Genomic DNA, 12,381 nt, shown 5'->3' with positions numbered 1-12,381 from the left:
ACGCGCGACCTTCCCGCTTATGCCTGTCGGATTTACGTCATGGCGTTCCGTGCAAGTATCGGGCTTTGATGATTGGTGCCATCTCACCCCGCCATGACGCCTCGTATCCGCTTCCTGTCCGTCAGGCCAGCGTTTTGCCTCGGACTGCCTTCAGATTCCCCCTCGCGGGGGACACCCTTGTCGTCGGCTAGCACTTCCCCTTGCCGGGCGTGCAGGGGACTTCCACCCCCAAGTCATCCTGAGGCACCACCCTCAGGAACAGCGCCAGTCAGGCGCTGCGCGCCATGCCTGGCGCACACCAAAAAGACGGCCACTTGGCCGTCTTTTTCATGCCTCTTTTGGGCTATTGCCTTCTACTCAGCCCTCATCTTCGGCACTTTGCTCGCTTTCCCCTTCCTCAATAGCGTCTTCAGCACTGCCTGTTCCGCCAGTACCTGCCTCGGTATCTCCTCTTTCCTCTTCCTCTTTAGCTTGATCTTGATCTTCTCCACCATTGCTATCGGGTTCAGAGACCTCACTGCTACGGCCTTGCTCATCCCGCTTCACAGCACCTTCTTTAATACCATACTGTTCTTCAAGCGCTGCATCGTCGAGAGGTTCGTGCTCATGCTCGTCAGCGCTGGCCAAACTCGCAGCGGAAAGCATCGCAGCGGCAAACGCAAACGGCATGATCCAAGGGGTTAGTCGCATTGTCACGGTCTCCTTATTTTGGTTTCAACAGCTTAGCACGTAACTTCGTACCCTGCGCCTCTCTGTACAACGTAGCAATGGCGCTCAATAAACGGCCTAAAACGTCGTAGCTGCCGCACGTTTTGATTAATCTGAATCAGCTCAACCGACCAGGCAAGCAAAAAATTACAGAACACTGTTCACAAATACGCTAAAATCTCGTTCAATGGTCTTATGATTAATTTATCTGTTTGTCACTGCAGCTGCTAAGTCTCTGCTAGGAAATCTCCCATGCCGCTCCCCCTGTTATTATTTGATTGTGATGGCACCTTGGTTGATAGCGAACCTCTCCTTGCCGAAGAGATGTCGACAGGGCTGAATAGTGTGGGACTTCCTTTCGTACCATCTGACTATTTGGGTGAATTTAGAGGCTCACGCTTTCGCAATATCGTTGCTCAGTTACAGTTACGCCATGGCGACGTCTGCAATGATCAGCTAAACAGCATGGAAACTGCCATGCGTACCAACCTGGCTAAACGCCTCGCCAATGAACTCACCACCATTCCCGGCGCTAAAGAAGCCCTTGAGCAGCTATCCGCTTATCCGAGTGCTGTGGTCTCTAACGGCCCTGAAGGCAAAATCCGCACTGCGCTCAAGGCAACAGGGCTCGATAGCTATTTCGCAGAACGTCTTTTCAGTGGCTACACCGCCAACTGCTGGAAACCTGAACCCTGTTTGCATCTCTACGCTGCGAGTATCATGGGATTCAACGCGGCTAATTGTATTGCCATTGATGATGCATTAGTCGGCGTACGGGCTGCCCTTGAAGCTGGCATGAAGGTCATTCATTTGAATCGCTTTCCCGACGCGGAAACCACGCCGGAAAATGCCATCATGATTAGCAACATGTTTCAGCTACCTGGCGTAATCAGGCAGTTAAGCCAGGAAATGGGCAAGGCAGTCGAGCCTTATTACTCTGAAGGGAAATAACGCGATGGCTTCATTACGCGATCAGCTTGGTGGGCTGGTTTATTCCACCGAAAAAGGCAACACTTGCCCTATTTGCCGTGAACCTTTGGAATCCTGTCGCTGTGATGCCGATAGCGAACAGGCGCGTATCGCCGCCCTTGACGGCGTCGTCCGTATTCGTCGCGAAACCAGCGGTCGTAAAGGCAAGGGGGTCACGACGATTAGCGGCATCCCGCTAACGACCACGGATCTCAAAGACCTCGCCAAAGCGCTCAAAAAACGCTGTGGCACAGGCGGTGCTGTTAAAGATGGCATCATTGAAATTCAAGGTGATCACCGTGATAGCCTAAAGCAGGAATTAACCGCACGCGGCTATCAAGTCAAACTGGCTGGTGGCTAATCCATGCGTCTCAGGACGGAGCGTCACTCTACAGTCACGCCGCACTAGGACTTTGTAATGAGCTGGCTAGAATATTTGCTCCCGCTGATTTTTCTGTTTCCCATGGCGGCGATGGCCAGCATTGTCTTGGCACTCCGTAGCCTGCATGACGCTCGTGTCCAATCTCCCTTCGACACCCCGCTACGCGAGCCCGGCCAGGCATTGCGCTATCGGCTGGATCAAGCATTCTCAAGCCTGTTTCTCAACGGCGCATTAGGCCCTTTAATCAGTCTTTCACCACTGGTCTATGGGATGGGGCGAATGCTGTTTGCCGAACAACAGGACTGGGTGGAATGGGCACTGTATGGCTTGCTTAGTACGCTGCTGGTCCTGGCATTTTCATTGCTTTTAGTGCGCGACTACCAACGCATTCGGCGGTTGAAGTTGGGTCTGGCCTGCGAGCTTGCTGTTGGCCAGGAACTTGAGCGGCTTATCCGCCCCGATGCGCACCCCTACTACGTTTTTCACGACGTGCCGACGGATAGCTTTACGATTGATCATGTAGTGGTGACCCCGCACGGCGTTTTCGTGGTCGAAACCCGCGCACGCACTGTTCCCATCAGCAACGCAGGGCGTGGGCAAAATACGGTTGCCGTCGAGCGTGAGCGCCTTCGCTTTCCCTATTGGCAAGAACGGCGTCCACTGCATAAAACGCGTCAAGGGGTTGATTGGCTTAGCCAATGGCTAGAACAACGCTGCGGCGTACCAGTGCCCGTGCGAGGGGTGCTGGTGTTACCCGGGTGGAATATAGACACCGATGACGCGGCGCCTGACGTCCTGGTAGTGAGTGGTGATATGCTTGCAAGTCAACTGACTGCGCTCATACCCGGTCAGATCAGCGATCCCATCCACGATAAAATCATCAATATTCTACTCGAACGCGCCAAGCTCATGGAGCTGACGCATCTTCGCCAGCCTTCGGTATGATGAAGCCTAATCGCCTCGCAAACGCCCGCCCATTTCCTGGGCCAGGTCGACCGCATAGTGATCCGTCATCCCGCCAATAAAATCCAGCATTCGCCGATAGCTTTCATAGAGCGGCCAGGATGCCAGTGGCGTGTTCTCGCCTATCAAGGCGAGTACCCGCTGATGCTTGAACGAGCTACGCCCGGTGTGGTGCAGCTCGTGTGCAGCGCCAATAAAAGCTTCAAGCAAAATGCCCAGCGTTGTATAGGCACCAATTTCCAGTTTTGCCTTTCGCTCATTCTGGAAAATGCGCTCCCGAGCCAACTGCTTTGCCGCCTGAACGCCCCATCCCAGATCGGGATGACACAGTTCTAGAAGGTCATCGCTGAGCGTGCCGCTCAGTAGGGCCTGTTCATGTTGCACAAACACCGCGCCAACGTCATTGACCGCACGCTCCATAGCCGCACCGCGCAGCAGTGCAATGCGTCGACGTTGTGATACATTGCGGGCTTGCATCTCGGCATACTCGGGCGGAAATTCTCCCGCTATCTGGCGCAAGACCTCGACAACTTCTTCATAACGCAGAATCCCCATTTCCAAGCCATCTTCCAAATCCAACAGTGCATAGCAGATGTCATCTGCCGCTTCGACCAGCCAGGCTAACGGATGTCGACACCAGCGCTGCTCCCCCTGGGGCAGCAGACCCACTGCTTCAGCGACTTCTTTGAGCAACGCCTGCTCTGACTGATAGGCGCCAAACTTACCCGCTCGCCCACTGTAACGAACCGTCCAAGGGTATTTAAGTAACGCACCCAACGTCGCCGCAGACAGCCGCATACCGCCATTGAACTGGTTATATTCGATCTGGGTAATCACTCGGAAACCCTGGGCGTTGCCCTCGTAGGTCAACAAATCCTCGCGCTCAGCATCTGACAGACCTTCTAACAGGCCACTGCTCTGAGCACGCTGAAACCAATCACGGATAGCATACTCACCGGCGTGCCCAAAAGGAGGGTTACCAATATCATGGCCCAGGCATGCCGTTTGAACGATCACTCCCAAATCAGCAGGCGTTATCCATTTCGGCAACCTGTCGCGTAACAGCTCGCCAACAATCATTCCCAAAGAGCGTCCCACACAGCCGACTTCCAACGAGTGGGTCAAGCGGGTGTGGATATGATCGTTTTCAGTCAGGGGATGGACCTGCGTTTTGCGCCCAAGGCGCCTGAAGGAACCGGAAAAAACAATACGGTCGTGATCTTTGTGAAACGGACTACGCCCTATTTCGCGGTTACTGGTCGAGCGTTGATCGTGGAGCCGTTTGGGGGAAAGCAACTGTTCCCAGCTCATTTGTGTCATGACATTCCTCCTTGGAGGCGGTATTTTGACACAAAAGCCAGCCAGATAAACGAATCCTACCGACCATAATGCGGTTAAAAAGAGCGGCATAAAAAAATCCCCCAGCCTCAAAGAGACTAGGGGATTTTTTCGAATAGGTGCCTGACGATGACCTACTCTCGCATGGGGAGACCCCACACTACCATCGGCGCGAAGCGGTTTCACTGCTGAGTTCGGCAAGGGATCAGGTGGTTCACGCTTGCTATGGTCGTCAGGCGTAACTTTAAATGGATATCATGCTGTGTTTTGTGTGCGTCTCTTACCAAGCCCTGTGTCTTAAACAGTCGGCTCAGCGCGCGTATCCGGTTCTCGTTATCATCACGACCAGACCCCTTGGGTGTTATAGGGTCAAGCCTCACGGGCCATTAGTACACGTTAGCTCAACGCCTTGCAGCGCGTCCACACCGTGCCTATCAACCAGCTGGTCTCGCTGGGCCCTTCAGGAGGCTCTAGGCCTCAGGGATGTCTCATCTTGAAGGGGGCTTCCCGCTTAGATGCTTTCAGCGGTTATCCCGTCCGCACATAGCTACCCGGCAATGCCACTGGCGTGACAACCGGAACACCAGAGGTGCGTCCACTCCGGTCCTCTCGTACTAGGAGCAGCCCTTCTCAAACATCCAACGCCCACGGCAGATAGGGACCGAACTGTCTCACGACGTTCTAAACCCAGCTCGCGTACCACTTTAAATGGCGAACAGCCATACCCTTGGGACCGACTTCAGCCCCAGGATGTGATGAGCCGACATCGAGGTGCCAAACACCGCCGTCGATGTGAACTCTTGGGCGGTATCAGCCTGTTATCCCCGGAGTACCTTTTATCCGTTGAGCGATGGCCCTTCCATACAGAACCACCGGATCACTAGAACCTGCTTTCGCACCTGCTCGACGTGTCTGTCTCGCAGTCAAGCACCCTTATGCTCTTGCACTCATTGCACGATGTCCGACCGTGCTGAGGGTACCTTCGTGCTCCTCCGTTACGCTTTGGGAGGAGACCGCCCCAGTCAAACTACCCACCACACACTGTCCTCGATCCGGATAACGGACCTGAGTGAGAACGCCAATGATGCCAGGCTGGTATTTCAAGGTTGGCTCCACTCGAACTGGCGTCCGGGTTTCTAAGCCTCCCAGCTATCCTACACAGGCAACATCAGCGTCCAGTGTGAAGCTATAGTAAAGGTTCACGGGGTCTTTCCGTCTAGCCGCGGGTACACCGCATCTTCACGGCGATTTCAATTTCACTGAGTCTCGGGTGGAGACAGCGTGGCCATCATTACGCCATTCGTGCAGGTCGGAACTTACCCGACAAGGAATTTCGCTACCTTAGGACCGTTATAGTTACGGCCGCCGTTTACCGGGGCTTCAATCAAGAGCTTCGCCTTGCGGCTAACACCATCATTTAACCTTCCGGCACCGGGCAGGCGTCACACCCTATACGTCCGCTTACGCGTTAGCAGAGTGCTGTGTTTTTACTAAACAGTTGCAGCCACCTGGTATCTTCGACCGGTTCTCGCTTAAGCCGCGAGGGCTCTCACAATATGCCGGCGTGCCTTCTCCCGAAGTTACGGCACCATTTTGCCTAGTTCCTTCACCCGAGTTCTCTCAAGCGCCTTGGGATTCTCACCCTGACCACCTGTGTCGGTTTGGGGTACGGTCGCACATGATCTGAAGCTTAGAGGCTTTTCCTGGAAGCGTGGCATCGATGACTTCAACACCGTGGTGTCTTCGTCTCGTCTCTCGGCCTTGAGCGCCCGGATTTACCTGAGCCCTCAGCCTACCGACTTTCACCAGGGCTACCAACGCCTGGCTCACCTAGCCTTCTTCGTCCCCCCATCGCAATCATGTCCGGTACGGGAATATTGACCCGTTTCCCATCGACTACGCCTTTCGGCCTCGCCTTAGGGGCCGACTCACTCTGCTCCGATTAGCGTCGAACAGAAACCCTTGGTCTTCCGGCGAGGGAGTTTTTCACTCCCTTTATCGTTACTCATGTCAGCATTCGCACTCGTGATACCTCCAGCGAACTTCTCAATTCACCTTCATCGGCGTACACGACGCTCCTCTACCGCTCATTCCGAAGAATGAACCCGTAGCTTCGGTACCTGGTTTAGCCCCGTTACATCTTCCGCGCAGGCCGACTCGACTAGTGAGCTATTACGCTTTCTTTAAAGGATGGCTGCTTCTAAGCCAACCTCCTAGCTGTCTGAGCCTTCCCACATCGTTTCCCACTTAACCAGGATTTCGGGACCTTAGCTGACGGTCTGGGTTGTTTCCCTTTTCACAACGGACGTTAGCACCCGCTGTGTGTCTCCCACGCTCGCACTCACCGGTATTCGGAGTTTGCCTCGGGTTGGTAAGTCGGGATGACCCCCTAGCCGAAACAGTGCTCTACCCCCGGCGGTGATACGTGAGGCGCTACCTAAATAGCTTTCGAGGAGAACCAGCTATCTCCGAGCTTGATTAGCCTTTCACTCCGATCCACAAGTCATCCAAATCTTTTTCAACAGATCCTGGTTCGGGCCTCCAATTGATGTTACTCAATCTTCACCCTGCTCATGGATAGATCGCTCGGTTTCGGGTCTATATCCAGCGACTGTGTCGCCCAGTTAAGACTCGGTTTCCCTACGGCTCCCCTATACGGTTAACCTCGCCACTGAATATAAGTCGCTGACCCATTATACAAAAGGTACGCAGTCACAGAACAAGTCTGCTCCTACTGCTTGTACGCACACGGTTTCAGGATCTATTTCACTCCCCTCTCCGGGGTTCTTTTCGCCTTTCCCTCACGGTACTGGTTCACTATCGGTCAGCCAGGAGTATTTAGCCTTGGAGGATGGTCCCCCCGTCTTCAGTCAAGGTTTCTCGTGCCCCGACCTACTCGATTTCACATGATCAGATTTTCGACTACGGGGCTATCACCCGCTACGGCCAAGGTTCCCACCTTGTTCGTCTAATCAGTCACATGCTTAAGGGCTGATCCCCGTTCGCTCGCCGCTACTGGGGGAATCTCGGTTGATTTCTTTTCCTCAGGGTACTTAGATGTTTCAGTTCCCCTGGTTCGCCTCCCCCACCTATAGATTCAGTGGGGGATACTCATCTGATGATGAGTGGGTTTCCCCATTCAGAAATGCCCGGGTCACAGGTTGTTTGCCACCTCGCCGAGCCTTATCGCAGGCTTCCACGTCTTTCATCGCCTCTGGCTGCCTAGGCATCCACCGTGTGCGCTTCATTGCTTGACCCTATAACCCGAAGGGGTCTGGTGTCTCGCAATGATAACGATTGCCGGATACGCTTGAGACGTATCACAAAACAATTACGTATGAACGTTTCAAAAAACGTTCATGTCAGCATGATATACATTGTTAAAGAGCGACTGCTATGCGCAGTGATAAGCGTTTTCTTCACGTTAAAAAAAGAGAAAAGACCTTTCTTTTTCTTTTAATGTGAAAAAAGCCTTCGCTTATCACTGCGTATCAACAGTCATCTGATCAGATAATTCATTGTGAGCGCTTACCGCGAGGATGATGCATCGTTTAAGGAGGTGATCCAGCCGCAGGTTCCCCTACGGCTACCTTGTTACGACTTCACCCCAGTCATGAACCACACCGTGGTGATCGCCCTCCAAAGTTAGGCTAACCACTTCTGGTGCAGTCCACTCCCATGGTGTGACGGGCGGTGTGTACAAGGCCCGGGAACGTATTCACCGTGACATTCTGATTCACGATTACTAGCGATTCCGACTTCACGGAGTCGAGTTGCAGACTCCGATCCGGACTGAGACCGGCTTTAAGGGATTCGCTGACTCTCGCGAGCTCGCTGCCCTTTGTACCGGCCATTGTAGCACGTGTGTAGCCCTACCCGTAAGGGCCATGATGACTTGACGTCGTCCCCACCTTCCTCCGGTTTGTCACCGGCAGTCTCCTTAGAGTTCCCGCCATTACGCGCTGGCAAATAAGGACAAGGGTTGCGCTCGTTACGGGACTTAACCCAACATTTCACAACACGAGCTGACGACAGCCATGCAGCACCTGTCTCTGCGCTCCCGAAGGCACCAAGTGATCTCTCACAAGTTCGCAGGATGTCAAGGGTAGGTAAGGTTCTTCGCGTTGCATCGAATTAAACCACATGCTCCACCGCTTGTGCGGGCCCCCGTCAATTCATTTGAGTTTTAACCTTGCGGCCGTACTCCCCAGGCGGTCGACTTATCGCGTTAACTTCGCCACAAAGTGCGCTAGGCACCCAACGGCTGGTCGACATCGTTTACGGCGTGGACTACCAGGGTATCTAATCCTGTTTGCTACCCACGCTTTCGCACCTCAGTGTCAGTGTCAGTCCAGAAGGCCGCCTTCGCCACTGGTATTCCTCCCGATCTCTACGCATTTCACCGCTACACCGGGAATTCTACCTTCCTCTCCTGCACTCTAGCCTCATAGTTCCGGATGCCGTTCCCAGGTTGAGCCCGGGGCTTTCACAACCGGCTTATCAAGCCACCTACGCGCGCTTTACGCCCAGTAATTCCGATTAACGCTTGCACCCTCCGTATTACCGCGGCTGCTGGCACGGAGTTAGCCGGTGCTTCTTCTGCGAGTGATGTCTTTCCTGCCGGGTATTAACCGACAGGCGTTCTTCCTCGCTGAAAGTGCTTTACAACCCGAGGGCCTTCTTCACACACGCGGCATGGCTGGATCAGGGTTGCCCCCATTGTCCAATATTCCCCACTGCTGCCTCCCGTAGGAGTTCGGGCCGTGTCTCAGTCCCGATGTGGCTGATCATCCTCTCAGACCAGCTACGGATCGTCGCCTTGGTGAGCCATTACCTCACCAACCAGCTAATCCGGCATAGGCTCATCCAATAGCGGGAGCCGAAGCCCCCTTTCTCCCGTAGGACGTATGCGGTATTAGCCTGGGTTTCCCCAGGTTATCCCCCACTACCGGGTAGATTCCTATGCGTTACTCACCCGTCCGCCGCTCGACGCCTCCTAGCAAGCTAGGATCGTTTCCGCTCGACTTGCATGTGTTAGGCCTGCCGCCAGCGTTCAATCTGAGCCATGATCAAACTCTTCAGTTTACAATCATTGTGGTTCTTACTTGTCACTCGAAAGCAACAAAAGCGAACCAAACTTGGCTCAAGGTTCAAACGAATTCATTCAAACTTTCGTCTTCATGACCGCTTGCCTTGATATTTGGTGATTTATCACCCTCATCGGCAAGCGCCCACATGAATTACCTGATCACATTATTAAAGAGCGTTTCGCTGTGCTGTCTAACTGACCGAAGTCAGTGGCATACAACCGGCCAAGCGTTGAACTGTTTGGCCTCAGCGAGGAAGGCGTATTCTACCGACTTCCGTGTGGTTGTCAATGACTGGTTGGCGAAACTTGATGCGACGTGACACAACCTATTGATCACGCTCGCTTGCCTAACCAACTGACAAACCTGGGTTTTTACACCTCAATCACCGCTGGTGACGCCCTGCGTCCCCGGCAGCGGATGCGTACTTTAAGGCTTAACTGACAAGGACGCAAGAGGTACGCATCGAAATGAGCACAAAAAATTCAGAGAAGCGTCACACGGGCGTAACGTTTTTTGCCTGCCTGAATAACGTAAGCGTTGCCTGTTGCCAGCATAGTGTCTTGAGCAACGACCTCACCCTCAACTTTGACACTGCCATTTTTGAGCATGTCTTTCGCCTGGGCACTGTTCTTGGTCAGCCCCGAACGGTTGAGAACCGCAGCAATCGGCGCTTCGCTACCGCCTTCAAAATCGACTTCCACTTCGGGCAGGTCTTCTGGCAGTTCGCCGTCCGCCAACTGATTACCCGCTGACCGATGGGCATTAGCGGCCGCTTCGTCGCCGTGGTAACGCGCGATCAGCTCTCGCGCCAACGCCATTTTAACATCGCGCGGGTTCGCGCCCTGCTCAACGCTCTGCTTAAGCGCGTCGATTTCTTCGTTGGATTTCAGCGAAAGCAAATCGAAATAGCGCCAAATCAAAGTATCCGGCATGGAAACCAGTTTGTTGAACATGGAACCGGGTGTTTCATCGACGCCAACATAGTTACCCAGCGATTTAGACATCTTCTGCACACCATCCAAACCTTCAAGCAGTGGCATGGTGATGACCACCTGCGGCGCCTGACCGAAGTGCTTTTGAATCTCTCGGCCCATCAGCAGGTTGAATTTCTGGTCAGTGCCGCCTAATTCGACATCCGCGTCTAACGCGACCGAGTCGTAGCCCTGAACCAGCGGGTAGAGAAATTCATGGATGGCAATCGACTGATTGGCTTTATAGCGTTTTTCAAAGTCGTCGCGCTCGAGCATACGCGCAACGGTACTTTGCGCGGCCAACTCGATCATTTTGGCGGCGGATAGATCGCCAAACCATTCAGCGTTAAAGCGCACCTCGGTTTTATCGGGATCAAGGATTTTAAATACCTGCTCCCTGTAGGTATCGGCATTGGCTTTAACGTCGGCTTCGGTCAGCGGTTTGCGGGTTACGCTTTTACCGGTGGGGTCACCAATACGGCCGGTGAAATCGCCGATGAGGAAGATAACGGTGTGGCCCAGGTCCTGGAACTGGCGCATCTTGGTCAGCAGGACGCTGTGACCTAAATGTAGATCGGGGGCTGTGGGGTCGAAACCTGCCTTGATACGCAGCGTACGGCCAGAGGCCAGCTTTTCGCGCAGCTCATCCTCCAGCAAAATTTCATGCGTCCCCCGCGACAGCAACGCTAGCGCCTGATCCACCTCACTCATTGCTTTTCTCCACGTAAGCATCGCCTTGTTGGCATTCGGATAATAAATTGTGGGCGATGTTACCATGCTCACGGGTATTGGTTGAGCCTTAACGCGCTTTGTATGGGTCGTCTTATGAAATCTGCACCACATTATTATATTGGCCTGATGTCAGGTACCAGCCTTGACGGTATTGACGCCGCCCTGGTGGCGATTGGCCTCGATACCCCGCCAGAACTGCTGGGCACCATTGCCGTCGCAATGCCTGACACGCTGCATGAACAGCTGCTATACCTTTGCCATGCGCAAGAAGCAAGTTTTGCCGAGTTGGCCGCCGCGGAAGACGCCTTTTGCCGGGTGCAAGCCGAGGCGGTGAAAGCCCTGCTAACCGCACAGCAACTTTCGCCTGGACAGATACAGGCGGTAGGCAGCCACGGGCAGACCATTGAGCACGCCCCAGGCGGCCATGATGGCGGCCCGGCCTACACTCTACAGTTGGATAACCCCAGCCTGCTGGCTGAGTTGACCGGCTGCACCGTTGTGGCTGATTTTCGCCGTCGCGACCTGGCGGCAGGCGGGCAGGCAGCGCCGCTGGCACCTGCCTTTCATCAGTCGCTGTTTGGGCGCCAGGAAGGCGAACAACTCATCTTGAACTTGGGCGGTTTTGCCAACCTGACGTGGTTGCCCAGCAACGCACAAACGCCTGTGACCGGTTTTGATACGGGGCCTGCGAATGTATTGCTGGATGCCTGGTTCTCAAAACATAAGGGCGGCCGTTTTGACCAGAACGGGGCCTGGGCGGCCAGCGGCAAGGTGGACCCCGGGTTACTGGAACGCCTGCTGGATGCCCCCTTCTTTCAACAAGCGCCACCGCGTAGCACGGGGCGAGAGCTGTTTCACCTGGCGTGGCTGGAACGTCACCTGATCGGTAACGAAGCGCCTGGTGACGTCCAGGCAACGCTTGCCGAACTCACTGCGGTCAGCGTTGCGCAAGGCATCCAGCAGCTGCCTCTCTCTCATCAGGGCATCACGTTGATCACTTGCGGGGGCGGCGCACATAACGCTGATCTGATGGCCAGACTGGCCGCTCACTTGCCCTTTGCCACCTTTGAGTCACCATCAAGCCACGGCTGGCCGGAAGACTGGATAGAGGCAGGCGCCTTTGCCTGGCTGGCCCATCAGCGCCTGAACCAGCTACCCGGCAATGTACCCTCAGTGACCGGTGCCAAAGGGCCGCGCGTCCTTGGCGGCATTTACGCGCCCTAGGGCA

7 protein-coding genes and 3 rRNA genes are annotated in these 12,381 nt (G+C 54.5%); 4 read left to right on the top strand and 6 right to left on the bottom strand.

Going from position 1 to position 12,381, the window contains the following annotated elements; all coding sequences use genetic code 11:
• Window positions 1–357: 357 nt before the first annotated feature.
• The gene (locus HXW73_RS01670) at window positions 358–690 is read right to left on the bottom strand and encodes a hypothetical protein (RefSeq protein ID WP_186254606.1); all 333 of its coding nucleotides are present in this window, start codon (window positions 688–690) and stop codon (window positions 358–360) included.
• Between the two features lie 270 nt (window positions 691–960).
• On the opposite strand from HXW73_RS01670, the gene HXW73_RS01665 reads away from it, so the two are divergent.
• Genes HXW73_RS01665 through HXW73_RS01655 form a run of 3 tightly spaced genes read left to right on the top strand, consistent with a single transcriptional unit; the run spans window position 961 to window position 3,004 of the window.
• Window positions 961–1,659, top strand: coding sequence for an HAD-IA family hydrolase (locus HXW73_RS01665; RefSeq protein WP_186254605.1), 699 nt, complete (start codon window positions 961–963; stop codon window positions 1,657–1,659).
• A 4-nt stretch (window positions 1,660–1,663) separates the two neighbouring features.
• Window positions 1,664–2,038 carry a translation initiation factor Sui1 gene (locus HXW73_RS01660; RefSeq protein ID WP_186254604.1) on the top strand — a complete coding sequence of 125 codons (375 nt, stop codon included), beginning with the start codon at window positions 1,664–1,666 and terminating at the stop codon, window positions 2,036–2,038.
• Window positions 2,039–2,095: 57 nt separating this feature from the next.
• Window positions 2,096–3,004 carry a nuclease-related domain-containing protein gene (locus tag HXW73_RS01655; protein ID WP_186254603.1) on the top strand — a complete coding sequence of 303 codons (909 nt, stop codon included), beginning with the start codon at window positions 2,096–2,098 and terminating at the stop codon, window positions 3,002–3,004.
• Window positions 3,005–3,010: 6 nt separating this feature from the next.
• Here HXW73_RS01655 and HXW73_RS01650 read toward each other — a convergent pair whose 3' ends face one another.
• From HXW73_RS01650 to tyrS, 5 genes are all read right to left on the bottom strand, one after another.
• A complete protein-coding gene (locus tag HXW73_RS01650; RefSeq protein ID WP_186254602.1) occupies window positions 3,011–4,342 on the bottom strand; it encodes a deoxyguanosinetriphosphate triphosphohydrolase in 1,332 nt (443 codons plus the stop codon).
• 139 nt (window positions 4,343–4,481) lie between these two features.
• Window positions 4,482–4,597, bottom strand: a 5S ribosomal RNA gene (gene rrf, locus HXW73_RS01645).
• 128 nt (window positions 4,598–4,725) lie between these two features.
• Window positions 4,726–7,617 (bottom strand): 23S ribosomal RNA (locus HXW73_RS01640).
• Between the two features lie 295 nt (window positions 7,618–7,912).
• A 16S ribosomal RNA gene (locus HXW73_RS01635) occupies window positions 7,913–9,445 on the bottom strand.
• Together the 16S, 23S and 5S rRNA genes form the textbook arrangement of a ribosomal RNA operon.
• A 487-nt stretch (window positions 9,446–9,932) precedes the next feature.
• Window positions 9,933–11,132 carry a tyrosine--tRNA ligase gene (tyrS, locus tag HXW73_RS01630; protein WP_186254601.1) on the bottom strand — a complete coding sequence of 400 codons (1,200 nt, stop codon included), beginning with the start codon at window positions 11,130–11,132 and terminating at the stop codon, window positions 9,933–9,935.
• 114 nt (window positions 11,133–11,246) lie between these two features.
• Between tyrS and HXW73_RS01625 the strand changes: the two genes are divergently transcribed.
• Entirely contained in the window at window positions 11,247–12,377 is a 1,131-nt protein-coding gene (locus HXW73_RS01625; protein ID WP_186254600.1) for an anhydro-N-acetylmuramic acid kinase, read from the top strand.
• The last annotated feature ends 4 nt before the right edge of the window (window positions 12,378–12,381 follow it).

It is taken from the genome of Halomonas sp. SH5A2 (assembly GCF_014263395.1).
In the GTDB taxonomy this organism is placed as follows: Bacteria; Pseudomonadota; Gammaproteobacteria; order Pseudomonadales; family Halomonadaceae; genus Vreelandella.
The sequence above is the reverse complement of the archived record's forward strand: the minus strand, read 5'-3'. Positions and strand labels throughout refer to the sequence as shown.